This window comes from Roseateles sp. (assembly GCF_047654805.1).
In the GTDB taxonomy this organism is placed as follows: domain Bacteria; phylum Pseudomonadota; class Gammaproteobacteria; order Burkholderiales; family Burkholderiaceae_C; genus Pelomonas.
This window is the reverse complement of record NZ_JASGIV010000001.1, coordinates 4599096-4625296: the sequence shown is the minus strand read 5'-3', so window position 1 is coordinate 4625296 and position 26201 is coordinate 4599096. Positions and strand designations below refer to the sequence as shown.

Below are 26201 nucleotides of genomic sequence, written 5' to 3'. Positions count from 1 at the left end.
CCAACTGGGAGACCAAGCATGCAACTGAATCCCGCTGAAATTTCCGAACTGATCAAGAGCCGCATCGAGGGTCTTGGTGGCAGCACGGACATCCGCAACCAGGGCACCGTCGTGTCCGTTTCCGACGGCATCGTCCGCGTCCACGGCCTGTCGGACGTGATGCAGGGCGAAATGCTCGAATTCCCGCCGACGGCTGACGGCACGCAGACCTTCGGTCTGGCCCTGAATCTCGAGCGCGACTCCGTCGGCGCCGTGATTCTGGGTGCCTACGAGCACGTCTCGGAAGGCGACACCGTCAAGTGCACGGGCCGCATCCTGGAAGTGCCGGTCGGCCCCGAGCTGATCGGCCGCGTCGTGAACGCACTGGGCCAACCCATCGACGGCAAGGGCCCGATCAACGCCAAGATGACCGACGTCATCGAGAAGGTCGCCCCGGGCGTGATCGCCCGTAAGTCGGTCGACCAGCCCGTGCAGACCGGCCTGAAGTCCATCGACTCCATGGTGCCGATCGGTCGCGGCCAGCGCGAGCTGATCATTGGTGACCGTCAGACCGGCAAGACCGCCGTGGCGATTGACGCGATCATCAACCAGAAGGGTCAGAACATGACCTGCGTCTACGTCGCCATCGGCCAGAAGGCGTCGTCGATCAAGAACGTCGTGCGCTCGCTGGAGCAGGCCGGCGCGATGGAATACACCATCGTCGTCGCCGCCTCGGCCTCCGAGTCCGCCGCCATGCAGTACGTGTCGGCCTACTCCGGCTGCACGATGGGCGAGTACTTCCGCGACCGCGGCCAGGACGCGCTGATCGTCTATGACGACCTGTCCAAGCAGGCCGTGGCCTACCGCCAGGTCTCGCTGCTGCTGCGCCGCCCGCCGGGCCGCGAAGCCTTCCCCGGCGACGTGTTCTATCTCCACAGCCGCCTGCTGGAGCGTGCCGCCCGCGTGAACGCCGACTACGTCGAAGCCTTCACCAAGGGTGAGGTCAAGGGCAAGACGGGTTCGCTGACGGCCCTGCCCATCATCGAGACGCAAGCCGGTGACGTTTCCGCGTTCGTGCCGACCAACGTGATCTCGATCACCGACGGCCAGATCTTCCTGGAAACCAACCTGTTCAACGCCGGTATCCGCCCCGCCATCAACGCCGGTATCTCGGTGTCGCGCGTCGGCTCGTCGGCCCAGACCAAGCTCATCAAGGGCCTGTCCGGCGGTATCCGTACCGACCTGGCCCAGTACCGTGAACTGGCTGCGTTCGCGCAGTTCGCCTCCGACCTCGATGCCGCGACGAAGAAGCAGCTGGACCGCGGTGCCCGCGTGACCGAACTGCTGAAGCAGGCCCAGTACTCGCCGCTGTCGATCAGCCTGATGGGCGCGTCGCTGTACGCCGCCAACAAGGGTTTCCTGGACGACATCGCCGTGAACAAGGTGCTCGCCTTCGAACACGGTCTGCACCAGCACCTGAAGACCAGCCACGCCGCACTCGTTGCCAAGCTCGACAACGACAAGGCGATGGACAAGGACGCCGAGGCCGAGCTGAACGCCGCGATCACTTCCTTCAAGAAGTCCTTCGCCTAAGCCACGGAACACGCGGGGCTGAGCCTCAAAACCCAACCCCGCACTGACTAGGAGTTCGAATGGCTTCAAGCAAAGAAATCCGCGGCAAGATCAAGTCGGTCGAGAACACCAAGAAGATCACCAAGGCGATGGAGATGGTCGCCGCGTCCAAGATGCGCAAGGCGCAGGAACGGATGCGCTCGGCCCGCCCCTACGCCGAGAAGATCGGCAACATCGCGGCCGCCCTGGCCCAGGCCAACCCCGAGTACCGCCACCCCTTCCTCGTGAAGAACGAGAAGGCGACGGCAGCCGGCATGGTCGTCGTCACGACGGACAAGGGCCTGTGCGGTGGTCTCAACACCAACCTGCTGCGCGCGGCCACGGCCAAGCTCAAGGATCTGGAGTCTGCGGGCCAGAAGGCCGACGTCGTCGCTATCGGCGGCAAGGGCTTCGGTTTCATGAACCGCGTCGGCGCCAAGGTCGTGGCTCACGCCACGCAACTGGGCGACCAGCCGCACATCGAGACGCTGATCGGCCCCGTCAAGGTGCTGCTCGACGCCTATGCCGCAGGCAAGCTCTCGGCCGTGTACCTCTGCTACACCAAGTTCATCAACACGATGAAGCAGGAGGTCGTCGTTCAGCAGCTGCTGCCGCTGAAGGCCGACGACATGGCCACGGAGAAGGCCGGCCATGCGTGGGACTACATCTACGAGCCGGACGCCGCTACCGTCATTGACGAGCTGCTGGTGCGCTACTCGGAGGCCCTGGTCTTCCAGGCCGTCGCCGAGAACATGGCCAGCGAGCAATCCGCCCGCATGGTGGCCATGAAGGCCGCGACCGACAACGCCGGCACGCTGATTGGCGAGCTGAAGCTGGTCTACAACAAGACCCGCCAGGCCGCCATCACGAAGGAACTCTCCGAGATCGTCAGCGGCGCCGCCGCTGTGGGTTGATCGAGTTCGGCACGCACAAGATTTGAATTGAAGGAACGCACAAATGGCTAACACTCAAGCCCAAGGCAAGATCGTTCAGTGCATCGGCGCCGTCGTGGACGTGGAATTCCCCCGCGACCAGATGCCCAAGGTCTACGACGCCCTGAAGATGGAAGGCTCGGCCCTGACGCTGGAAGTCCAGCAGCAGCTGGGCGACGGCGTGGTCCGCACCATTGCGCTGGGTTCGTCCGACGGCCTGCGCCGCGGCACCCAGGTCTACAACACCGGCGACACCATCCAGGTGCCGGTGGGCAAGGCCACGCTGGGCCGCATCATGGACGTGCTGGGCAACCCCATCGACGAGCGCGGCCCGGTCGCTTCCGAGCTGACCGCCTCCATCCACCGCACGGCCCCGGCCTATGACGAGCTGAGCCCGTCGCAGGACCTGCTGGAAACCGGCATCAAGGTGATCGACCTGATCTGCCCGTTCGCCAAGGGCGGCAAGGTGGGCCTGTTCGGCGGCGCCGGTGTCGGCAAGACCGTGAACATGATGGAGCTCATCAACAACATCGCCAAGGCGCACAGCGGGCTGTCCGTGTTCGCCGGCGTGGGTGAGCGTACCCGCGAGGGCAACGACTTCTATCACGAGATGTCGGACTCCGGCGTCGTCGTGCAGGAGAAGCTCGAAGACTCCAAGGTCGCCATGGTCTACGGCCAGATGAACGAGCCCCCGGGCAACCGTCTGCGCGTGGCGCTGACCGGCCTGACCATCGCCGAGTCCTTCCGTGACGAAGGCCGTGACGTGCTGTTCTTCGTGGACAACATCTACCGCTACACGCTGGCCGGTACCGAAGTGTCCGCACTGCTGGGCCGCATGCCCTCCGCCGTGGGCTACCAGCCGACGCTGGCCGAGGAAATGGGTCGCCTGCAGGAGCGCATCACGTCGACCAAGGTCGGCTCGATCACGTCCATCCAGGCCGTCTACGTCCCTGCGGACGACCTGACCGACCCGTCGCCTGCCACGACCTTCGCCCACTTGGACGCCACCGTCGTGCTGTCGCGTGACATCGCCGCGCTGGGCATCTACCCCGCCGTCGACCCGCTGGACTCCACCAGCCGCCAGATCGACCCCAACGTCGTCGGCGAAGAGCACTACTCGACGACCCGTGCCGTGCAGCAGGTGCTGCAGCGCTACAAGGAACTGCGCGACATCATCGCCATCCTGGGCATGGACGAACTGTCGCCGGAAGACAAGCTGGCCGTGGCCCGCGCCCGCAAGATCCAGCGCTTCCTGTCGCAGCCCTTCCACGTCGCCGAAGTGTTCACGGGCACGCCGGGCAAGTACGTGCCGCTGAAGGAAACCATCCGCGGCTTCAAGATGATCGTCAACGGCGAGTGCGACGCGCTGCCGGAGCAGGCCTTCTACATGGTCGGCACGATCGACGAGGCCTTCGAAAAGGCGAAGAAGATTCAGTAAGACTTCGCACTCGGGCGCCATGCGTCGTTGCCGTGCTCGCTGGACGCGAGTCCAGCTCCGCGCGGCGCCTAGCCTGGCACCCGACTGCTCGCTTACTGAACCTTCTTCAACATTCGCTAAGGAAGATTGAACATGGCAACCCTCCACGTCGACGTGGTCTCCGCCGAGGAGCAGATCTTCTCCGGCGAGGCCAAGTTCGTCGCCCTGCCGGGCGAGTCCGGTGAGCTTGGCATCCTGCCCAAGCACACGCCGCTCATCACCCGCATCAAGCCGGGCGCCGTGCGTATCGAGCTGGCCGATGGCAATGAAGAGTTCGTCTTCGTCGCCGGTGGCATCCTCGAGGTGCAGCCGAACCGCGTGACCGTGCTGGCCGACACCGCCATCCGCGGTAAGGACCTCGACGAGGCCAAGGCGGTGGAAGCGAAGAAGGCGGCCGAGGAATCGCTGCGCAACGCCAAGGACAAGCTGGACCAGGCCGCCATCCAGAGCGAGCTGGCCATCCAGGCCGCGCAGATCGCGGCGCTGCGCAAGTTCCTGAAGAAATAGGTCACAGACAGAGCCGCTTCTTTGAGGCGAGCGCATATGAGGTGGGCGGCAGATCACTCTGTCGCCCATTTCCATTTCCGGACGCCGCCGGTCGCGGTGCTGCGATGGACCGGATTGCAGACACGGAGAGCCCTGGATTTCGAATGGGGAATATTGCTCATCGGACACCGTGACTCCTTCGCGCAGCACACGTAGCATTGCGGGCTTGCCGATTCCGCCCCATGGTTCGCAGTGGGGTGGCTTCAACGGAGGGTTCTATGAACTTCAAGTACGTGTTCTTTGGCCTGATGAGCATGCTGTCTGTAGCAGTGCTGGCTCAGGTGCCTTATGTGTTCAGTTACAACCCTGGGCCGAACCGGGGCACGAAGTGGATGGCCAAAGCCTCTGATGGTCAGACTGAATCGTCCGTTGCGGTATTGATGTCTGCGCCTCGCGCCGTGTGGGCTCGGGTCTGCTACAGCATTGGCCCCTCGGAAAGTTCCGTCACTGTCTACACCCAGACACGCAATGAAGCGATCCACTCGTCAGAGATTACCTGGGGTGGTTGCACGGACGTCTTCGGCACCAACATCTGGATTGGCAATCCCCACGGCCAGACGGTGGGGGGCTACTACGGCATTGCGCCTGCCACACCCGGAGATTGAAAGAAAAGAAGGCGTTGGACCTTCGCTCTACTTCACTTGGCGTTACCCTTCAGAACGCTTGCACACCAGGAGCATTTACATGACAGCATTGAACAGCGCAGTCCGTGCCGCGCGCACCACCGGTCTATTCCTCAGTCCGCTACTGCTGGCTGGTTGCCTGGCGACGGCGCCGAAAATGGGTGAAGACAAGGGCACGGTTTCCGGCGCCGCAGGCGGCGCCCAGGCCGAGAACCAGAACAATCAGTTGGAGCGCTGCGATGAGACGCTGGGCACCATCGCGCTTCAGGAGGACACACAAGCACCCTGGTGGTTCCAACTGCGTGAACATCAGTTGGGTTCCACCATCCCGGTGTTGCGCCTGATGGTCCAGCAAAGCAATTGCTTCGTCGTCGTTGAGCGTGGCAAGGCGTTCGCCAACATGGAGCGCGAGCGTGCGTTGATGCAATCAGGTGAGAGCCGTTCCGGCAGCAATTTCGGGCAAGGCCAGATCGTGGCTGCGGATTACACCCTGAGCCCGGAGATCCAGTTCTCCGGCAAGACTGGCGGCGGCGGTGGGGGCTTTGGCACGGGCGCCATCGGGTTGCTGACGGCTGTGGCAGCAAGCGTCAGCAAGAACGAGGCGTCGACGACGCTGCTGCTGGTGGACAACCGATCTGGCGTGCAGATTTCGGCATCCGAAGGCACGGCCAAGAATTTCGATTTTGGGGTTGGTGGCTTCAGCTTCCTGGGCGGCGGTGCGCTCGGTGGCAGCGCCTATGCGAAGACCCCGCAAGGCAAGGTCATCGTTGCCGCCTTTGCTGACTCGTTCAACCAGATGGTCAAGGCGCTGCGCAACTACAAGGCGCAAACCGTGAAGGGTGGCCTGGGCACGGGTGGTCGCCTGGGCGTTCAGGGGGGCTCGACAGCCGCCTCCAAGGAAGTGGACGCAGCTGCAGCGCCTGCGCCGGCACCCAAGGCCGCGCCGAAGCCGGCGGCCAAGCCAGCAGCCAAGCCGGCGGCTAAGTCATCGACCTCGACGACACCAAAGACTGGTGGTTGAATATGCGCGGGGCGCCTTGAGTTGCTCAGCTTGAGCAATCTAAGGCACCTGGCGATTCGAGATATGGAGCGGCGGGCCCTGTGCCTGCCGTTTTCCATTTGATGGCCTGATGAAGAGCACTCTGGCCCTCGAGTTCGTCGCCCAGAACGGCGCACAGTCGCAGTTCGCGGTGGGTGACACCAAGCAAGGTCACCTGCGGCGCCGCTTCAATGTGCTGCCCCGCAGTTCACAGAACACGCTCCGGTGCCCAGTCAGGGGCAGGTCATTCGCTTGCCAGTGAAGAGGCTTACCGGTTGAAGGTGTCGCAGCCAGGATGTCGAACCGCTTGTGCGGTATGCCGAAGGGCACACCGCGATGACTGACAATTCTAGGTTGGCGGGTTCCAGGCATGCAGCGTGGATGCCGGGCCTTATGTTCATGGGGTTCTTTGAAGGACTCCCCTCAACACCGAATTTATGCTTTCCTCCGGCGACTATGGCTCTGACATCGTTGTGCTGACAGCGCCCGATGGCGCTGCCGCTTCACTGTCTTTGCAAGGCGGCCACCTGCTGTCCTGGCAGCCCGCCGGCGCGCCCGAGCAGCTCTACCTGTCCCCCTGCAGCGAGTTCACGCCCGGCAAGGCCATCCGCGGCGGCGTGCCGGTGTGCTTCCCGCAATTCGCCGAGCGCGGCCCGCTGCCCAAGCACGGCTTTGCACGCGTCCTGCCCTGGGAGCTGGTCAGCCAGGAGCAGGGCAAGGACGACGCGCTGGCTGTGCTGCGCCTGCGTGACAGTGACGAGACGCGCAAGCTCTGGCCCCATGCGTTCGAGCTGGAGCTGAGCGTGCGCGTGAGCGGCCGCAGCCTGGACGTCGAGCTGGCGTGCGAGAACCCGGGCGATGCCCCGCTGCAGTTCACCGCTGCGCTGCACACCTACCTGCGCGTGGCGGACCTGGACGCGGTCAGTGTCGAGGGGCTGGCCGGCCTGCGCTATTTCGACAGCGTCAAGCAGGCCGAGGCGCTGCAGCGCATGGATCTGCTGCTGACCGGCGAGAAGGGGGTGCTGGACCTGGACCGCATCTACTTCGGCGTCAAGGAGCGGCCGCTGCTGGTGGCCGAGGACCGCCGCCAGGTGCTCGTCACGCAGCAGGGCTTCGACGACGCCGTGGTCTGGAACCCCGGCCCCGAGCGCTGCGCCAAACTGGCCGACATGCCGCCCGAGGGCTGGAGCGAGATGCTCTGCGTGGAGGCGGCCAGCATCGGCCGGCCCGTCGAGCTGCAGGCGGGCGAGAGCTGGGTGGGGCGGCAGAGCCTGGCCTTGCTCTGAGTCAGACGCCGGCGCCGGGGTGCGGCCGATAATCCGTCGATGTTCGCCCCGCTGCAAAACGACACCTTCCTGCGCGCCTGCCTGCGCCGGCCCACCGACCACACGCCCGTCTGGCTGATGCGCCAGGCCGGCCGCTACCTGCCGGAGTACCGCGCCACGCGCGAGAAGGCCGGCAGCTTCATGGGGCTGGCGACCAACACCGACTACGCCACCGAGGTGACGCTGCAACCGCTGGAGCGCTACCCGCTGGACGCGGCCATCCTGTTCAGCGACATCCTCACCGTGCCGGACGCGATGGGCCTGGGCCTGAGCTTCCAGCAGGGCGAAGGCCCCAAGTTCGCCAAACAGGTGCGCGACGAGGCCGCCGTCGCGGCGCTGCAGGTGCCCGACATGGACAAGCTGCGCTACGTCTTCGACGCGGTCACGTCCATCCGCCGCGCCTTGAACGGCCGCGTGCCCCTGATCGGCTTCTCGGGCAGCCCCTGGACGCTGGCCTGCTACATGGTGGAGGGCGGCGGCTCGGACGACTACCGGCTCGTCAAGAGCCTGATGTATGCGCGCCCGGACCTGATGCACCGCATCCTGGACGTGAACGCGCGCTCGGTGGCGGCCTATCTGAACGCGCAGATCGCGGCCGGCGCCCAGGCCGTCATGCTGTTCGACTCCTGGGGCGGCGTGCTGGCCGATGGGGCCTTCCAGCAGTTCAGCCTGGCGTACTCGCGCCAGGTGCTTGCTGCAGTCAAGACCGAGCACGAAGGCCAGCGCATCCCGCGCATCCTGTTCACCAAGGGTGGTGGCCTGTGGCTGGACGAGATCGCCGGCGCCGGCGCTGACGTGGTGGGCCTGGACTGGACGGTGAACCTCGGCGCGGCGCGCGCCCGCGTGGGCGACCGCGTTGCGCTGCAGGGCAATCTCGACCCCAATGTGCTCTTCGCGCCGCCCGAAGCCGTGCGCGCGCAGGTGCGCGCCGTGCTGGACAGCTTCGGCCGTCCCGCGGCGGGCAGCGGCCATGTCTTCAACCTGGGCCACGGCATCAGCCAGTTCACGCCGCCCGAGAGCGTGACCGCGCTGGTGGACGAGGTGCACAGCCACTCCCGCAGGCTGCGCGCGACGCCCTGACGAGGCTTCCGGCACCGCACTTGGCGGCCGACTTATCCCCAAATATCGGGATGCGGGCACGGCTGGCGGATTTTGATGCGGCGCAGCTAAGAGTTTTCCCGAGTCATTCCTAAGTGTTTGATTTCAAAGGAGCTTCGAAAAACACCGCCGCGGGCCCCGGTGCGGTGGCTCGGGCAGCCAGGGCGCGTTGCCAGCCGCTGCCGGGCGATTTGCTCACAAACTTATCCACAGAAATTGTGGGCAACCCAAGAGCCTTTAAGAATCATGAACTTGCGGTCGCTTGCTGAGCCATCGCTTCACAAGAAGCACGGAGCTGCGCGTGGCTGACATGGGCGGCCCCATGACGGTGCACGTCGCCGTGGATGCGCCTCAGCACAGCGGCCTGAGCGGCCCGCTTGACTACGCCAGTGAGCAGGCGCTCGCATCGGGCACCTTGGTGCGGGTGCCGCTCGGCAAGCGCGAGTTGCTGGGGGTGGTCTGGCCGGGCGGGGGCGGCGCGGCGCCCGACGTCGCGCTGAGGCCGGTGGCCGCGGTGTTTGACGCGCTGGCGCCGTTGGGCGCCGACTGGTGCCGGTTGCTGGACTTTGCCGCCGGCTACTACCAGCGCAGCGTCGGTGAGTTGGCCAGTTCGGTGCTGCCGCCGCAACTGCGTGAGCTGTCGCCCGAGCAGTTGGCGGCGCGGCTGCGCAAGCTGGAACGCAAGGCAGCGCGAGCTGCCGATCCGCCCGAGCCCCTCAGGCCCGAGCTGGCGCCCGAGCAGGCCGGGGCGGTCGCCGCCATCCAGGGCCAGATCGCCGGTGGCGCGCTCAAGCCGCTGCTGCTGTTCGGCGTCACCGGCAGCGGCAAGACCGAGGTCTATCTGCGCGCGGCCGAGGCCGCGCTGGCCGCCGGCCGCCAGGTGCTGGTGCTGGTGCCCGAGATCAACCTGACGCCGCAGCTGGAGGCCCGCTTCACCGAGCGCTTCGCGGCACTGCTGCCCGAGCCGCTGGCCATCGTGTCGCTGCACAGCGCGCTGACGCCGGCCCAGCGCCTGCAGAACTGGCTGGCCGCCCACCTGGGGCGCGCGCGCCTGGTGCTGGGCACGCGGCTGGCGGTGTTTGCGTCGCTGCCAGGGCTCGGGCTGATCGTCGTCGACGAGGAGCACGATCCTTCGTACAAGCAGCAGGATGGGGCACGCTACTCGGCGCGCGACCTGGCGGTCTGGCGCGCGCACGACCTGAAGATCCCGGTCGTGCTGGGCTCGGCCACGCCGTCGCTGGAGAGCTGGCAGCACGCCGAGAGCGGCCGGTATGAGCGCCTGACGCTGGCCACCCGCATCGGCGGCGGCGCCCTGCCCAAGGTGAGGCTGTTCGACATGAAGGCCTTGCCGCCCAGCCCCGGTGCCACGACCGCGCTGACCGCGCCGCTGCTGGCAGCGCTGAAGGAGCGGCTGGAGCGCGGTGAGCAGAGCCTCGTGTTCCTGAACCGCCGCGGCTACGCGCCGGTGCTGCATTGCGGCGAATGCCAGTGGAAGAGCGACTGCCCGCACTGCAGCGCCTGGCGCGTCTTCCACAAGCGCGACCGCACGCTGCGCTGCCACCACTGCGGCTTCACCGAGCGCGTGCCGCGCGCCTGCCCCAATTGCGGCAACCATGACATCGCGCCCATCGGCCGCGGCACGGAGCGGCTGGAGGAGCAGCTTGCCGAAGCGCTGCCGGACGCGCGCGTGCTGCGCATCGATGCCGACTCCACGCGCCGCAAGGGCGAGCTGGAGGCGCAGCTGCAGGCCGTGCACGACGGCGAGGTGGACATCCTCGTGGGCACGCAGATGATCACCAAGGGCCACGACTTCCGCCGCATCCGCTTCGTCGCGGCCGTCAACCCGGACGGCGCGCTGTTCAGCAGCGACTTTCGGGCGCCCGAACGGCTCTTCGCCTTGCTGATGCAGGCCGGTGGCCGCGCCGGCCGCGACGCGGCGGGCGAGGGCCAAAGCGAGATGTGGGTGCAGACCTGGCACCGCGACCATGCCCTGTACCAGGCGCTGGCGCAGCACGACTACGCACGCTTTGCCAGCAACCAGCTCGCCGAGCGCCGCTCGGCGGGCTTGCCGCCGTTCTCGCACCTGGCGCTGCTGCGCGCCGAGGCGCGCACGGTCGAGGCGGCCAAGGCATTCCTCGACGCGGCGGCGGCGCTGGCCCGCGACGATGGCGTGCTGGTCTACCCCCCGGTGCCCCACGCTGTGGCGCGGGTGGCCGACGTGGAGCGCATGCAGATGCTGGTGGAGGCCACGCAGCGTGCGCGGCTGCAGGCCTTCCTGCGCGGCTGGGTGCCGGAACTGCTGGCGCTCAAGCGCGAGCGCTCCTCGGAGTTCCGGGCCGTGCTGCGCTGGGCCGTGGACGTGGACCCGTTGGCGATCTGAGGCATCCACAATGCGGCGATGCATACCCATCGCCGCCACCTGCTGCAACTGTCATTGGCCGCGGGCCTTGCGCCTGGCCTGCTGCGCCATGCGCGTGCCGACGCGTCGCCGCGCTTCGCGCTTGGCATCGCCTCGGGCCACCCTAGCGCCGAGGGCATGGTGCTGTGGACGCGCCTGACTGGCGTCGACCTGCCGGCCCGCGTGGAGGTGCGCTGGGAGGTGGCCGAGGACGAGACCTTCCGCCGCCTCGTGGCCTCGGGCACCGAGACGGCCGAAGCCGGTTGGGCGCACAGCGTGCACGCCGAGCCCGTCGGCCTCAGGCCGGGACGCTGGTACTGGTACCGCTTCGAGGCGCTGGGCCAGCGCAGCACGGCCGGCCGCACGCGTACCGCGCCGGCGGCGGACGCGCTGGAGCCGCTGCGTTTTGCCATTGCCAGCTGCCAGCGCTGGGACCATGGCTTCTTCGCCGCCTGGCGCCACATGCTGGCCGAGGAGCTGGATCTGGTCATGTTCCTCGGCGACTACATCTACGAGTACGGGGCTGCGCCGGGCCGCGTGCGCAGCGTCGAGGGGGGCGCGGCGGTCACGCTGCCCCAGTACCGCGCGCGGTATGCGCAGTACAAGTCCGACCCCGCCTTGCAGGCCATGCATGCCGCCGTGCCATGGCTGTTCGTCTGGGACGACCACGAGGTGGAGAACGACTACGCCGGGCTGCGCGGAGAGAAGATCGCGCAGGACTTTCCCGCCCGTCGTGCGGCGGCCTACCAGGCCTATTGGGAGCACCAGCCGCTGCCCAAGGCCTGGCGACCGCGGGGCGTGGACATGCGCATGCACGGCCGCAACGCCTGGGGGCGGCTGGCGGTCATCCATGCGCTGGACGACCGCCAGTACCGCGATCCCCAGCTGTGCACCAAGGCGGACAAGTACGGCAGCAATACGCTGCCGTTGCGCGAATGCCCGGAGCTGCTGGATCCCCGGCGCACGCTGCTCGGTGCGGCGCAGGAGCGCTGGCTGGCCGAGGGCTGGGACGTGACGCCCGGCCGCTGGAACCTGGTGGCGCAGCAGACGCTGATGGCGCGCATGAACCGCAGTGCCAAGGAGCCCACCTACTGGACCGACGGCTGGGATGGATATGCGCCTGCCCGCAACCGGCTGCTGGCCGAGGTGCGCCAGCGCCAGGTGCCCAACGTCGTGGTGCTGGGAGGCGACGTGCACAGCCATGTCGTGGCGGACCTGAAGGCGGACTTCGACGACCCGGACTCGCCGACCGTGGCGAGCGAGTTCTGCGGCAGCTCCATCACGAGCTGGGGCGGGCAGCGATCGCTGGATGGCCTGCGGACGCTGAACCCGCACCTGCACTACGCGCGCAACGACCAGCGTGGCTACATGGCCTTCCAACTGGATGCGCGCGACGGCCTGCGGGCCGCTGTGCGGGTCCTGGACGACGCACTGAAGCTCGACAGCGGCATCAGCACGACGGCGAATTTCGTCGTGTCGCCCGGCCGCGCCGGCGTGCTGCCGGCCTAGCCCCTGTCCGCGCCGCGGCAGCCCGCCGGCACGGGTGCGGCCAGCGCGGCCGCCAGCGCCTGGGCGCGGCGCGCTTCGGCGCGGCGGCGCAGCGACGCCGGCAGCAGCAGGCAGCCCGCCAGGGCGGCGAGCGTCAGGGCCAGCGTGCCGGGTTCGGGGACGTGGCTCGTCAGGCTGACGTTGTCGAGGTTGCCACCCAGGCTGTCGCTGCTGCCGACGGCCGCGAAGCTCAGCAGGTTGCGACCGGCCTGGGCCGTCAGCCGGTATTGGTGCAGCGTCCAGTCGTTGTCGCTGCCGCCGTCGCCCGTCAGCGTCCCGCCGAGCTGCACGCCGTTCCAGTACACCTGGATGCCATTGGTCGACGCGGGCTGGAACACGCGCGGCGAGTACCAGAAGCTCAGGTCGTAGGAGGCGCCAGCAGCGAGGTTGTCCAGGTACTGGCCGATCAGCGTGTTGCCGGTGGTGTCCAGCTCGATGAAGTTGCTGCCTTCCTGGGCCTGGCCGGCGACGTTGTTGCGGATCTCGAAGCCGCTGCCGGGGCCGCCCAGCCAGGTCCAGCCGGGCATCGCCGCGACATTGACCCAGGTGCCGCCAGCCAGGACGACGCTCTCGAAGCCGCCGTTGACGAGCAGGTTGCTGGTGGTGACGGGCGTGGCGATGGCATGGGTGCCGGCGCTCAGCAGCGTGGCGAGGGCGACCAGGGGCAGCGTGCGTTTCATGGGCGGACCGATAGGCGTTGCGGATGGCCGTGATTCTTCGGCCTCGCTTGCCCGGCGCCGGGTGCAGACTTCACGCCCGCGAAAACAACCCCCCTCAGGCCGGTGCCCGGCTCGTGACGCAATTCACCGTGGCGGCTTCTTCAGCTGCGCGGGGGCTGGCCCAGGGTGCTGGCCAGCGCCGTGGCGCGGCGGTGCTGCTCCTGGCGGCGCAGTGCACGGGTGACCGGACGGGCCACCGCCACGGCCAGCACGCCGAGGGCGATGAGCAGGGTGCCGGTGTCCACCTCGGGCGCGGGGCTGTCGAAATCGGCCTCGGCCTGGCGGTTCTGCGAAGCCCAGGGGGCGCCGTTGCCGTTCAGCGAGGTCAGGCTGGCCGAGCCCAGCCGGCTGGCATCGGCGATCACGCCGGCCGCCGTTTTGTCCACTGCGGCCTGCGGGTGTTCATCGCGCGTGGCACCAGCCAGGGCGAAGGAACTGAGGGCAGCGAGGGCAGCAGCGAGGAGCAGGGCTTTCATGCGGGCTCACCATGGAAAAGAAGGGCAGAACGCATTGTTCGCAGCCTAGCGCGACTGGGATGTGAAGACTTCACGCGCACGTGGGGGACCCCCGCGAATGAGCGATTCAGGCTTGACCTTCAGAGGATGCCCGCGCGGCGGCCTTGGCAGCCAGCTCCTCACGCATGCGCTTGAGCTTCTCGCGGGGATCCTCGCGGGTGCTGCCCTCGTTCAGCTTCATCTCGGCAAGGAATCGGCTGGGAATGCCCACGACGGTGTCGCGGCCTTTTTTACGTCTGCGCAACGTCGACACCGCCAGCGTCGTGCGTGCGCGGGTGATGCCGACGTACATCAAGCGCCGTTCCTCCTGGAGTGCCTCGGCCGTCAGCTCGGCCTCCTCGCGCTTGAAGGGCAGCAGGCCCTCGTTGACGCCGGCCAGCACCACGTGCGGCCACTCCAGGCCCTTGGATGCGTGCAGTGTCGTCAGCGTGACTTGATCCTGCTCGTCGCCGCGCTCGGCCAGCGACAGGATGACGGAGATGGTCTGCGCCACGTCCAGCACGCTCTGCTTGGGTTCGGTGAAGCTGACGCCGCCTTCCTCGCTGTGCTGGCCGCCGCAGCGCTTGGACACCCAGTCGACGAAGTCCAGCACGTTTGCCCAGCGCGCCTGGGCCACCTTCTCGTTCTCCTCGTTGTCGAGCAGGTGGGCTTCGTAGCCGATGTCCTTCAGCCACTCCATCAGCAGCGCGTGGGCGGCGGTGTGGCCCTCGGTGTGCTTGGCGCGGTACTGCAGCTCGTTCACGGCGCGCCCGAACTCGTGCAGGCCGGCCAGCGCCCGGGCGGTGACCGCCGTGGCCAGGCTCTCGGAGAAGAGGGCCTCGAACATGCTGCACTTCCACTGCGCCGAGAAGGTGCTGAGCGCGCCGAGCGTCGTGTGGCCGATGCCGCGCTTGGGCGTCGTGATGGCGCGCAAGAAGGCGGGGTCGTCGTCCTGGTTGACGAGCAGCCGCAACCAGGCACACAAGTCCTTGATCTCGGCCTTGTCGAAGAAGCTCTGGCCTCCGGAGACCTTGTAGGGGATCTGCGCGCGGCGCAGCGCCTGCTCGAAGACGCGGGCCTGATGGTTGGCGCGGTAGAGGATGGCGAAGTCCTTGAAGGCCGGCCCCTTGCCGTCGGCGCGCAGTTGCTGGATGCGCGCGACGGCGCGCTCGGCTTCATGCTCCTCGCCGTCAGCCTCCAGCAGCGCGATGGGTTCGCCATCGCCGTACTCGCTCCACAGCTTCTTCTCGAACAGCTTGGGGTTGCCGGCGATGACGTGGTTGGCCGCGCGCAGGATGGCGCCGGTGGAGCGGTAGTTCTGCTCCAGCGGGATGACCTTGAGGGCCGGGTAGTCGTTGGGCAGGCGCTTGAGGTTCTCGATGGTGGCGCCTCGCCAGCCGTAGATGGACTGGTCGTCGTCGCCCACGGCCGTGAACATGCCGCGCTCGCCCACCAGCGCCTTCAGCAGCTCGTACTGCACGGCGTTGGTGTCCTGGTACTCGTCCACCAGCACATAGCGCAGCTTGTCCTGCCATTTCGTGCGCGCCTCGGCGTCGTCGGTCAGCAGCTTCAGCGGCAGCGTGATGAGGTCGTCGAAGTCCACCGCCTGGTAGGCCGACAGGCGTTCCTGGTAGCGCACCATCACGGCGGCGGCGGCGCGCTCGTCGTCGTCCTGGGCCGCGTGCGCGGCCTGGGCCGGGTTCAGGCCCTGGTTCTTCCACAGCGAGATGGTCCATTGCCAGCGCCGTGCCTGGTTCATGTCGGTCGTGCCGCCGGCGTCCTTCAGCACGTTGAGCACGTCGTCGCTGTCGAGGATGGAGAACTGCTCCTTCAGCCCCAGGCGCGAGCCTTCCTCGCGCAGCAGCCGCACGCCCAGGCTGTGGAAGGTCGAGATGGCCAGGTCCCTGGCCGCCTTGTTGCCCACCAGCGCCTTGGCGCGTTCGCGCATTTCCTGGGCGGCCTTGTTGGTGAAGGTGATGGCCGCGATCTGGCCAGGGCGGTAGCCGGACTGCAGCAACTGCCAGATCTTGGTCGTGATGACGCGCGTCTTGCCCGAGCCCGCGCCGGCGATGACGAGGCAGGGGCCGCTCAGGTGGTGTACGGCGGCGAGCTGGGCCGGGTTCAGGCCAGCGGAAGGCGGGGCGAAGGACATGGGGCGCGCATCATGCCACTCGCGCCACGCCCTCTCCCGGCAGGGCTCTCAACCCCAGGCCCAGTAGCAGCAGTGTGAAGAAGATGAAGCCGATGCGCGGCGCGTCCAGCAGGCTGTCGAAGGCGCCCACGACGCCGAAGCCGATCAGCGCGGCGACGATGGCGGGCGCGAGCGGATGGTCGCGCCCGCGGCCGAAGGACAGGCGCACGAGAGCCAGCAGGTAGGCCCCGCCCAGCAGGGCCAGGCCCACCAGCCCCTGCTCGAACAGCACGTGCAGGGCCGCGTTCTTGATGTGCCAGGGCAGGTGATGGCGGTCGCTCGAGAAGAACCAGTGCGCCATCTCATGGCTGAAGTCACCGTTGCGCAGCAACGGGCGGCCCTGCGCGTCCTGCATCTCGATGCTGGCGATGTCGACGCGGCCGCCGCGGGTGTCCAGCGACATCGAGAAGGTCACGAAGCGGGGTGCCCACCAGTCTCCGCCCAGCCGCGGGACCGGTCCGAGCTTGGCGTGCTTGGTTTGCCAGCCGCCCGGGGGCTGGGCTTCATCGGCTTGCGGTGGCTTCAGAAGGATCCGGCTGCTGCTGCAGTTGTCCGGGTAGAGCAGGTTCTTCTCGCAAATCTCCAGCGCGATGTTGGCATCGGCCGCACGGCCGACGAGGCTGACCTGGACAGCCCCGGGCGCGGGGGGCGCGATGCGTTGGCTGACGCGGAACAACCCGCCGTAGCTCTGGGTGTGCTGGCCCGCGGTCAACGCGAGATAGGTTCCGCCGTTCTCGTCGGTTCGCTGGCGATAGTCCCCGATCTGCGCGCTGGTCGGGCCTTCGTAGAAGTTGCTGGGCACGAAGCGCCCCGAGCCCCTGCCGAGCAGCCATTGCTGCCCGCCGTGCAGCAGCCTCAGGCCTTCGCGCCAGTGCGTCAGTCGGGTCTGGCCGTCTTCCTTCCAGGTGGCGACGCGGTCGCGCAGATAGGCCCCGCCGCCCAGCGCCGCCACGATGGACATGACGAGCAGGAGGCCGGCCACGAGCAGGGCGCGCTTGCGCCAGCCGGCCTTGCCGGTGCTGCCGGCGCCTTGCAGGGGCCACAGCCGCGGCTCCAGCAGCATCGCCGCCCAGATGCCTGCCAGCGCCAGGCCGGCGGTCAGCGCCGTCCAGCGACCGGCCGTGCCACCCCAGTAGTCGGCGACGATGACCATGGTGGCAAGCAGCCAGAACCAGCAGGTCGACACCAGCAGCACGTAGACGGGTCTTGCCTGACCCGGCTCGTCGCGCCAGCGCAGCAGCACGCAGCACGCCAGCGCAACGGCGTTGAGCACATAGGCCGCATAGGGCACGGCCAGCGACAGCGCCCAGCTCGCGCCGCCAAGCACCAGGGCGAGCAGCCCCCCCATGACGAGCGCCGTCAGGCGCTGTCCCACGGGCGGCAGCCACAGGCTGGCCGGCATGGTCAGCAGGACCACCATGACAAAGAACAGCGCCAGCAGGCCGCGGTAGCCGCCGCCGCCAAAGACGAGGGCCGCGGCGAGGGCGAAGGCCGCTGCCATGGCCAGGGCGCCGATCTTGGCGGCGCGCGGCATGGGCTCGTCGACGGCACCCAGCCCGCTGTCGATGTGGCTGCTCTCCGCCCCCTGGGCCGCGGCGCGGCGGCGCTGCGCATCGGCCAGCAGCACCATGGGAATCAGCCCCAGCGGCAGTGCGAGGTAGACGCCGCGCGAGAACGTCGTCAGGCAGGCATAGGCCGCCAGCAGCACGATGGCCAGGCCCACGCCGAAGTGCCATGGCGAGCGCGTGCGCAACAGCGCCAGCAGCGCGAACGGCAGGGTCAGCACGAGGAAGCCGTCCAGTGCGGCACCGCCGACGTGCATCTCCCAGAACAGTGCGGTCGTACGGTAGTCGGTGGAGAAGTCCAGCAGGCCCGTGTAAGCCAGCCGCTCCCACAGCGCCGCGGCGCTGCCACCCGCCAGCGCCAGCACCAGACCCAGCAAGAGGCCGCGCGAGAAACCCTTGGGCCGTGCCGCAGCTGCCGCCGTCCACAGTGGCAGCAGGGCCAGCACGAGGAAGATGGCCTTGGCGTTGCGCACGGAGTTCATCGCCTCGTGGTAGCCCTGGAACCACCCGAAGACGAAGCCGCCGGCGTCGGCGAAGCCGCGCTTCATGCTCCAGGCCGCGGACAGCGCCAGCGCCAGGATCAGCACCACGACGGCGGGCGAATAGACGAGGGCATGGCGCCAGGCCGGCGCCCGGTCGCGCGCATTGAGCTGCAGCGCATAGGCGAGGTAGCCGCCGCAGCCGCAGGCCGTGACGAGCAGGTCCATCTCCTCGAAGCTGATCCAGCCGCTCCAGGGCGCCAGCCCGAGCACCGGCAGCGGCGCCATGAGCAGCAGAGGGGTCTTGACCCAGAACAGCGCCGCCAGCAGCGCCACGGCACCCCAGGCCGCGAGCGCCAGCGGGCCCGACAGCGGGTGGTGCCAGGCCAGCTCGGCGCCGATGCCTCCCAGGCCCAGGCCCGCAGCCAGTGCCAGCCATTGCAGCCGCGAGCCGGGCAGAGTGAGCTGGAGCTGGCCCAGGCCCAGCAGGCCTGTGCTGGCGGATGGGGTGCCGACGGCCGCCATCAGCGTTGCCCCCCAGGGGCGCAGACGCCGACGATCGTCATGGCGCCGGTGGCCGCGGTGAGCAGCGGCGGGAGAGTGCAGGCGGCAATCGGCATCGCACGCGGCGAACGGGCCATGAGGACCTCCGGGATGGGGCTCGCATTCTTGCCGAGGCCTGCCCGGCGCGCACCCCCACACAATCCCCCAGGCTCGCGGTGCCTGGCCTGCGGGCGACCGACGCGGCGGGGTTCAGCCGTGTGGCTGGCTCTGGGAGCTCGCCGTCGGCTCGGCCGTATCGGCGACGCGCGCGGCCATGGCCAACAGACCCAGCCCGGCTGCGGCACCCAGCCACAGCCAGCGCTTCCACCAGGCCGCCGGCTTGGTGGGCGCCGGCTCGGCCGGCGCCGTCGCGCTGCGCGGCGGGCTCAGGCCCAGCCATTCGCGCAACTCGTCCGCCAGGCCTTCCGCACCGCGGGTGCGCAGCTCGGGCGACTCGGCCATGGCGGCGCGCAGCAGCATGTCGAGCTTGGTCCGCTGCGCCTCCTTCAGCCTGGGCCACTGCTGGCCGGCGCCGCTGCGCAACGGGGCAAGGCCCTTGGGCGTGTCCTCCCAGCCGCAGACGAAGACGCGGCACAGCGCGCCGAGGCCATAGACCTCGCTGGCCAGGCTGGGCGGCTCGCCGTTGCGACGTTCGGGCGCGATGAAGGCCGGCGACGCGCCCAGACTCAGGCCGCGGTCGAAGGGATCGGTCGGGTCGGGGATGCGGGTCAGGCCCAGGCCCATCAGGCGCACGTTGCCCTCGGGATCCAGCCAGATCATGGCGGGATCGATCTCGGCAAGCAGCCAGCCCTGCTGGTGGGCGGTACGCAGCGCTTCGCACAGCTGCACGAGGAGCTCGACGCGCTCGCGCAGCTCAAGCTGCTCGAGCCGCGGCAGCAGCGGCTCGCCGTGCGTTCCTTCGAGGATCAGATAGGGGTGGGCGTCGGGCGTCACGCCGCTGTCGCTGGGTACCGCGATGTGCGGGTGCTGCAGCTTGGCGAGGTCGCCGGCCTGATCGGCGTAGCGCAGCATGACGCCGGCGCCCTGGTCGCTGCGATCCAGCACGAGGACGGCAGCCTGCTGTTCCGTGGCCAGTGCATGGCGGGCGCTGTACCACTGGCCTGCATGCGCCTGCTCGCCGTCGGGCAGCGGCCGGATCAGGCGCCACACGCCGAGGGCCTGGCCTTCCTCCAGCGGAGCGGCGGCGGCCGGTGGCGGCAGTGACAGGTTGGGCATGCGCATGGCGCAGCATATTAGGGGTGACCCCAGGGCGCCGCCATCCCCCGGCGTTGCAAACCGGGCCGCCCCGCGCATTCGCTCACGGCAGCCGCGCCGCGCGAGACCTGCGCGGCCTGGCCCGGGCCGCGAGGCCGGCCAAGGCGTGTGTCCTGGCCAGGGACTTTCAGCGGCGGCGCCGGCGCACCACCCAGGCCACGATACCCAGGCCCGACAGCAGCATCGCGTAGGTGCCGGGCTCGGGGACGGGGGGCGAAGCACCGACCGCGCACGCCAGATCCTGGCAGATCGTGCCGTTGCCATTGCCGGCGAAGAAGATGCCGTAGTCCGCCGCGCTGGCGCCGGACATCACGAAAACCGTGGCGTCCTGCGGCAGCGACATGCCGGTGAACTGGACCGTGTTGGAGAAGTCGGCCGAGCCGTTGCCGGAGATGCTGGTGACCAGCTCGGACTTCAGGTAGAGCGCTGCGCCATAGGTGAAGCTGTAGCCGCCGATGACGTCCGCGTTGATCGTCAGCGGGCCGTTGCCGGTGGTGTTGGTCCACAGGCCGTTGCTGAACACGTTCATGGACCACAGGTCGGCGGCCGCGTCGTAGGACGCATTGACGGACGCGACGAGCTGGTTGGAGAAGGTCTTCAGCGACCAGTCGAGGGTGGCGGTGCCACTGCCCAGGGTTCCGGCCAGCGTGCCGTCGATATGGACGGTGCCGGTGAACTGGCCGGTGCCGGTGCCGCCGCCAATCTGGTAGAGCTCCTCCCAGGTCGAGCGCCCGACGGCATAGCTGGCATTGCTGCTCTCAACGTGCATGGGCCAGGTGTTGCTGCCGACGATGAACTGGCCGTCATAGCTGCGGCTGACCGGCGTGAAGCCCGAAGTCGAGGCGCTGGCGTGATTGCTGCCCCAGTCGGTCATGCCGTAGGCGTGGCTGGTCACCGTCGTCATGCCCTGGCTGGCGTCGCCGGCCCACGTGCCGCCGGCCGTCACGCTGGGCAGGGACGTGAGCTGGTCATAGGCGGCGGCGCTGGCGTAGTCGACACCGTAGTTGATGGTGCCGTAGACGGTGTTGGGGTTGCCGCCGGGGTCCAGGCCGAAGACGGGGCTGGTCGTCTGGACGTCGTTGTAATAGCGCCCGTAGGCCTCGGCGAAGACGCGGAACTGCGACTGGGCCTGGACGGCGCATGCCAGGGCCGAGAGGCTGAGCAGGGCCAGGGTGCGAAGGGATACGCGGAAGAACATGGCGACGGCTCCCAGGGTGGCGGGCCGGCAGCGGCCCGGACACAATTTGTGCAGTCTGTCACGAACTGCCGGGCTTGCCATCCCTATTCGACAGGACGCCAGGCTGCGGCAGCCGGATGGTCACGCGCAGTCCGCCGCTGCGCCGGTTGGCCAGCGCGATGCGGCCGTCGTGGGCCTCGGCGACCTCGCGCGCCAGCGCCAGGCCCAGGCCGGTGCCGCCCTGGGAGCCAGGCTCGGTGCGCTTGGTGGAATAGAACGGCAGCAGGGCCTGCGCCAGCACGGCCTCGCTCATGCCGGGGCCGCGGTCCAGCACCTCGATGGCGATCTCGGCGCCCTGAGGCCGCAGGCGCAGCAGGATCTCGTCGGGGTCGCTGCCCGACTCGTGCGCGTTCTTGATCAGGTTCAACAGGGCCTGCTCGATCTGCGCCGCGTCGAACCAGCCGGGCTGGCCGGGCAGCTCGCTGTCGAGATGGAACTCGCCCAGCAGGGCCAGCCGGTTCAGGAACGCCGCCCAGTCCACCTCCGCGCGGCGCGGCGCGGGCAGCTTGGCGAAGCTGGCGTAGCCCGCCAGGAAGCCGTGCAGATGGGCCGCACGCTCTCCGATGCTGGCCAGCACCTGCGGCAGGCGTTCGACGTCGCCACGCCGGGCCAGCTCGGCGCCGCTGTGGGCCAGCGACGAGATCGGCGCCAGCGAGTTGTTCAGTTCATGGCTGAGCACGCGTATGACGCGTTTCCACGTCGCCACCTCGGCGCGCGACAGCTCACGCGTCATTCGCCGCAGCAGCCGCAGCCGGTGCGGCTGGCCCTGCAGGCGAAACGCCCGGGTGCTGTGATGGAAGGTCTCCTCGGAGCCATCGGGCAGCGTCACCGCGAAGAGCCGGTCGCCGTCGCCCGCCAGCGCCTCGCGCAGGGTTTCCGGCTGTGCCGCGATGACGGTGGCGAAGTCCAGTCCGGTCAGGCTGCGGCCGTCGCCCAGCAGCTGGCGTGCAGCCAGGTTGGCGATGGCGATGCGTTCGCTCGCCGCGGTCAGCACCAGCGCGACCGGCGTGTTCTGCACGATGGTGTCCAGCAGCAGTTCGCGCTGCGTGAGGTGCTGGCGCTGCTCGCGCAGCGCCAGGCCCAGCTCGGCATGCAGCCGCGTCAGCTCGGCCAGCTCGCGCGGGCCGTTGGGGGCGAGGTTGAGGCTGAAGTCGCCGTCGCGGTAACTCAGCACGGCGCCCTCTAGCGCGCGCGTCAGCCGCAGCAGTGGCGCCAGCCAGAACGCCGCCAGCCAGCCCGTCAGCGGCAGCATCACGAGGATGGCCGCAGCCAGGGCCACGCCCGCCTCGAGCCCGGCACGGCGCACGCCCAGGATGACCAGCGGAGGCACGACGGCTGCCGCCGCCAGCGACAGCAGCGCGCGGGCGCGCAGCGACAGCGGCATCAAGGCGCGATCCCGTAGCGCTCCAGCCGCCGGTACAGCGCCTGGCGCGACAGTCCGAGCTGCCCGGCCGCGCGGCTGACGACGCCGCCGGCGGCGTTCAGCGCCGCGACGACCGTCTCGCGGCTGGGCTCGTCGAGATTGCGCCATGCGCCGCCGCCGTTACCGTTGCCGCCGGCATCCTCCAGCCCCAGCAGGGCTGGCGTGATCTCGCCGCCCTGGCAGAGCAGGGCCGCGCGCTCGACGGCGTTCTTGAGCTCGCGAACATTGCCCGGCCAGCGGTGCGCCATCAGCGCCTCGCGCGCGGCGTCGCTCAGCCGCGCGCGCCCGGCCAGGAAGTGCTCGGCCAGGGGCAGCACGTCCTCGCGGCGCTCGGCCAGGGCGGGCAGCTTGAGCTCGATGAGGTTGAGGCGGTAGAACAGGTCCTCGCGGAAAGTCCCGGCCTTGACCATGGCGCGCAGGTCGGCGTTGGTGGCCGACAGCACGCGCACGCGGGTCTGGCGCGTTTTGCTGGAGCCCAGGCGCTCGAACTGGCCCGTCTCCAGCACGCGCAGCAGCTTGACTTGTCCCGCCAGGGGCAGGTTGCCGATCTCGTCGAGGAAGAGGGTGCCGCCGTCCGCCGCCTCGAAGCGGCCCACGCGGGCCTTGGCCGCGCCCGTGTAGGCGCCGCTGTCGCTGCCGAACAGCTCCGCCTCGATGAGGTCGGCCGGCAGCGCGCCGCAGTTCAGCGCGACGAAGGCGCCGTCGCGCGCGGCCGAGTTCGCATGCACGAATGCCGCGATGCGCTCCTTGCCCGCGCCATTGGGTCCGGTGATCAGCACCGGCACCGGTGCCGCTGCGACCTGGCCGGCCAGTTCCAGCAGCGAGAGCATCATGTCCGAGCCGAACACCAGGCCGGCCAGGTCGTGGCGCCGTACCAGCGCTGCGCGCCGCTCGCGCCGCGCCTCGCGCAGTTGCGCGATCTCGCGATTCGCCTCGCCAAGCTCCATCAGGTTCTCCACCGTGGCGACCAGCTTGGCGTCGTCCCAGGGCTTGGCCAGATAGTCGGCCGCGCCTGCCTTCACCAGCGCCACGGCGGCGTCCAGCCGCGTCCAGGCCGTCAGCAGGATGACCGGCAGGTCCGGCCACCGGGCGCGGATGGCGCGGAACAACTGCTCGCCTTCCTCACCCGACGTGGTGTCGGCCGTGAAGTTCATGTCCTGGATGACCAGGCCGAAGGGCCGCGCCTCCAGCAGCGCCAGGCCTTCTTCGGGGCTGGCGGCGACGCTGGCCTCGATGTCGTGCAGGGACAGCAATAGCTCCAGGGCCTGGCCCACGCCGGGGTGGTCGTCAATGATCAGAACTCGTCGCATCGGGGAGCATGGGCTGGGGCCGGGGAGGTTGTCGGCCGGCGGCTGCCGAGGCGGCGCGCTGGCGGTTGACGGCGGGAGGATACCGGCGCCGGTGCCGTGCGCCCTGCGTGCGGCGCCACTGGATGCTGGACACCCCGAGTGCCGCCTTGCCGACCATCGGCATGGCGGGCATGGTCGTCGGAATCGGGGTGATGAGGGAGATTAGTGCCACGCCGCGCTGCATCGCTAGGGGTACGGAAGTCGGCTGTGCAGCGATCTCGGTCGGTCGGCGATGCACGTCTTGCGTAGGGTCCTTGGCGCATCCCGGTCACCCGCTGTGGGCGCGGCACCGCCAGCGCGCCATACATTCTCCGTCCCGCAAACCCGCACGCACGATGCAGCACCCCCTGGGCACCCAGACCTGCATCCACCGTAACGACCTGGAGAAGCACTTGCTTTGAAGACTCGGGGTAGCTAGGTTCTTGATATCTCAATACAAATCAATCACTTAGCGATACACGACAGGTATTGATAATTGCTGGTAAAACCCAATAATTGGACCCTGGTAAAGACTGGTAATCGGGGATAAAGATGGCCACCAACCCTTCCACGACCTTTTTCCACCGCAAGGAACTGGCGAAGCGCATAGCAGCCGGGCTAATGTCCGAGGAAGGCGCCTCGGGGCTGTTCCTGACCGGTGCGCGGCGCACCGGCAAGAGCACGTTCATCCGCGAGGACCTGATCCCGGAGCTGCGCGACGTGCACGGTACGCACGTGGTCTATGTGGACCTGTGGGCTGACCTGGCCGCCAACCCGGGCGCCGTGATCGCCGACGCCCTGCGCACCGAGCTGGCCAAGTTCGACGGCCTCATCACCAAGGCCGCCAAGGGCGTGGGCCTGGACAAGATCAAGATCGGCGGCCTGGAGATGGCGCTCGACAACATCGGCAAGGGCGAGGGCGCCACCCTGGGCAAGGCGCTAGACGTGCTTGCCAAGGCCGCCAAAAAGTCTGTGACGCTGGTGATCGACGAGGCCCAGCACGCCCAAACCACGGAAGAGGGCCGGCAGGCGATGTTTGCGCTCAAGGCCGCCCGTGACGCGCTTAACGCCTCCGGCGGCCCCGGCTTCCGGCTGCTGGCCACCGGCTCGAACCGCGACAAGCTGGCGACCATGGTCGAAGACAAAGATCAGGCGTTCTTCAAGGCCGACTCGATGCCGCTGCCAGCTCTGGGAGACGACTACCTGATCTGGTTCGATGGACGCCAGAAGGTCGATCCGCGCCCAAGCATGGACGCCGTGCGCGCCTCGTTCAAGGGCTTCGGCTTCAGACCCGAACCGTTCCGCGCGGCCTACAAGGCGGCGACGATTACCAACACAGCCACGGAGGTCGAAGAGCTGGACGCAGCGCTGATGGCAGCCTCCGAGAACTCGCTGGCCCAGGAGCGCACCACCTTCCTGAAAAGCGTCAGCGCCATGGAGCCGCTGCACGCGGCGGTTCTTCACGTCATGGCCGAGCAAGGCGATGCTTTCGAGCCGTTCGCAAAGGCCACACGGGAGGCCTATCGAGTCGTGGTGCTGGCGGCGACCGGTGAAAACCTTGGCAACGTGACGTCCACCGTCGCGCAGAACGCGCTTGATCGCCTCCGCGGCGCGAAATTCGTCTGGAAGTCCGGCCGCGGCGCCTACTACATCGAGGACTCGCAGCACATCGACTGGCTCAACATATCCAACGCCGCGGCGGCCCCAGCGCGGACCAAGGCCAGGGAACAGATCGAGGCGGCAGGCGGCGGCTAACCGGAGCTGAGGCGGGGCCAACTCAGTCTTCAGGCCCCACCATTTCGCTGCTGGCGCTGGCGTTCGTGCTGGGCGCGTTGACCGTGTGGATCGGCTTCGCGACCGCCATCGTTTTGGCCTGCTCGCAGGCGACCCCAGACAACGAGGGTGGACAGACGATGCACTAGGTCAAAGCTGCTTCTAACGCGGAGGCTGCTAGCCTGATACAGGCCCGAGCCGGCGAGATCGTGGAACTGGGCTACAGCGTCTTCAGCCGCTGCGCGTCTGACACGTTCATGCCGCCGAACTTGCCCTTCCAGGCGTAGTAGCTCGGCTCGCTGAAGCCATGCTTCCTGCACAGCTCCTTGACCGGCAGGCCAGCGTCGGCCTCACGCAGGAATCCAATGATTTGTTCCTCGGTGTATCGCTTCTTCATCGGTCCGATCTCCGTCTCGGGTGGATCGGACTCTAGAACTTCCTGCTGCAAATCTCAGGGGGCAGCGCACTTCGTCTTCATGTGCCGCCGAAAGCGGGTCCACAAATGACGTCCCGCAAAGCAGCCGCTGGTGAATTGCCGCAACCAGCCTGGAGCCACCCGCCCTGCCATCATTCCCGCCGGCTCAGCCGCCGGCCCGTG

19 protein-coding genes and 1 pseudogene are annotated in these 26201 nt (G+C 68.5%); 11 read left to right on the top strand and 9 right to left on the bottom strand.

The window, feature by feature from the left end; translation table 11 throughout:
• Nucleotides 1–18: 18 nt before the first annotated feature.
• The 10 genes from atpA to QM732_RS20730 all read left to right on the top strand — a co-directional run bounded on the left by atpA (nt 19) and on the right by QM732_RS20730 (nt 12537).
• The gene (atpA, locus tag QM732_RS20775) at nt 19–1572 is read left to right on the top strand and encodes a F0F1 ATP synthase subunit alpha (RefSeq protein WP_415657994.1); all 1554 of its coding nucleotides are present in this window, start codon (nt 19–21) and stop codon (nt 1570–1572) included.
• Between the two features lie 59 nt (nt 1573–1631).
• A complete protein-coding gene (atpG, locus tag QM732_RS20770) occupies nt 1632–2504 on the top strand; it encodes a F0F1 ATP synthase subunit gamma (protein WP_415657993.1) in 873 nt (290 codons plus the stop codon).
• A 43-nt stretch (nt 2505–2547) separates the two neighbouring features.
• Nucleotides 2548–3960 (top strand): F0F1 ATP synthase subunit beta, encoded by a 1413-nt coding sequence (gene atpD / locus QM732_RS20765; RefSeq protein ID WP_415657992.1) that lies wholly within the window; start codon nt 2548–2550, stop codon nt 3958–3960.
• Nucleotides 3961–4092: 132 nt separating this feature from the next.
• Nucleotides 4093–4506, top strand: coding sequence for a F0F1 ATP synthase subunit epsilon (locus QM732_RS20760; RefSeq protein ID WP_415657991.1), 414 nt, complete (start codon nt 4093–4095; stop codon nt 4504–4506).
• A gap of 257 nt (nt 4507–4763) precedes the next feature.
• Nucleotides 4764–5150, top strand: a complete 387-nt coding sequence (locus QM732_RS20755) for a hypothetical protein (protein ID WP_415657990.1) — start codon at nt 4764–4766, stop codon at nt 5148–5150.
• The gene (locus tag QM732_RS20750; RefSeq protein WP_415657989.1) at nt 5125–6189 is read left to right on the top strand and encodes a CsgG/HfaB family protein; all 1065 of its coding nucleotides are present in this window, start codon (nt 5125–5127) and stop codon (nt 6187–6189) included. Before QM732_RS20755 ends, QM732_RS20750 begins: the two co-directional genes overlap by 26 nt.
• 455 nt (nt 6190–6644) lie before the next feature.
• A complete protein-coding gene (locus QM732_RS20745) occupies nt 6645–7493 on the top strand; it encodes a D-hexose-6-phosphate mutarotase (RefSeq protein ID WP_415657988.1) in 849 nt (282 codons plus the stop codon).
• 39 nt (nt 7494–7532) lie between these two features.
• On the top strand, nt 7533–8612 hold the full coding sequence (hemE, locus tag QM732_RS20740) for a uroporphyrinogen decarboxylase (RefSeq protein WP_415657987.1): 1080 nt from the start codon (nt 7533–7535) through the stop codon (nt 8610–8612).
• 328 nt (nt 8613–8940) lie between these two features.
• The gene (locus QM732_RS20735) at nt 8941–11010 is read left to right on the top strand and encodes a primosomal protein N' (RefSeq protein ID WP_415659424.1); all 2070 of its coding nucleotides are present in this window, start codon (nt 8941–8943) and stop codon (nt 11008–11010) included.
• Between the two features lie 18 nt (nt 11011–11028).
• Nucleotides 11029–12537: an alkaline phosphatase D family protein gene (locus QM732_RS20730; protein ID WP_415657986.1), complete on the top strand. Its 1509-nt coding sequence runs from the start codon at nt 11029–11031 to the stop codon at nt 12535–12537.
• Here QM732_RS20730 and QM732_RS20725 read toward each other — a convergent pair.
• From QM732_RS20725 to QM732_RS20690, 8 genes are all read right to left on the bottom strand, one after another.
• Nucleotides 12534–13256 carry a PEP-CTERM sorting domain-containing protein gene (locus QM732_RS20725; protein WP_415657985.1) on the bottom strand — a complete coding sequence of 241 codons (723 nt, stop codon included), beginning with the start codon at nt 13254–13256 and terminating at the stop codon, nt 12534–12536. The genes QM732_RS20730 and QM732_RS20725 overlap by 4 nt on opposite strands.
• A 140-nt stretch (nt 13257–13396) precedes the next feature.
• Entirely contained in the window at nt 13397–13771 is a 375-nt protein-coding gene (locus QM732_RS20720) for a hypothetical protein (RefSeq protein WP_415657984.1), read from the bottom strand.
• 106 nt (nt 13772–13877) lie between these two features.
• On the bottom strand, nt 13878–15941 hold the full coding sequence (locus QM732_RS20715) for an ATP-dependent helicase (protein ID WP_415657983.1): 2064 nt from the start codon (nt 15939–15941) through the stop codon (nt 13878–13880).
• Between the two features lie 10 nt (nt 15942–15951).
• Entirely contained in the window at nt 15952–18549 is a 2598-nt protein-coding gene (locus tag QM732_RS20710) for a hypothetical protein (protein WP_415657982.1), read from the bottom strand.
• Nucleotides 18550–18777: 228 nt separating this feature from the next.
• Complete coding sequence (locus QM732_RS20705) at nt 18778–19809, bottom strand: serine/threonine protein kinase (RefSeq protein ID WP_415657981.1); 1032 nt, start codon at nt 19807–19809, stop codon at nt 18778–18780.
• A 160-nt stretch (nt 19810–19969) separates the two neighbouring features.
• Complete coding sequence (locus tag QM732_RS20700; RefSeq protein ID WP_415657980.1) at nt 19970–21040, bottom strand: PEP-CTERM sorting domain-containing protein; 1071 nt, start codon at nt 21038–21040, stop codon at nt 19970–19972.
• A gap of 58 nt (nt 21041–21098) precedes the next feature.
• Nucleotides 21099–22463 (bottom strand): sensor histidine kinase, encoded by a 1365-nt coding sequence (locus tag QM732_RS20695; protein WP_415657979.1) that lies wholly within the window; start codon nt 22461–22463, stop codon nt 21099–21101.
• Nucleotides 22463–23812 (bottom strand): sigma-54-dependent transcriptional regulator, encoded by a 1350-nt coding sequence (locus tag QM732_RS20690; protein WP_415657978.1) that lies wholly within the window; start codon nt 23810–23812, stop codon nt 22463–22465. The genes QM732_RS20695 and QM732_RS20690 overlap by 1 nt, the downstream gene beginning before the upstream one ends.
• Nucleotides 23813–24382: 570 nt before the next feature.
• Here QM732_RS20690 and QM732_RS20685 point away from each other — a divergent pair.
• Nucleotides 24383–25585 carry an ATP-binding protein gene (locus QM732_RS20685; protein ID WP_415657977.1) on the top strand — a complete coding sequence of 401 codons (1203 nt, stop codon included), beginning with the start codon at nt 24383–24385 and terminating at the stop codon, nt 25583–25585.
• Nucleotides 25586–25826: 241 nt separating this feature from the next.
• Here the strand turns inward: QM732_RS20685 and QM732_RS20680 are convergent.
• Nucleotides 25827–26000: pseudogene (locus tag QM732_RS20680) on the bottom strand (transposase); the annotation flags it as partial.
• Between the last annotated feature and the right edge of the window lie 201 nt (nt 26001–26201).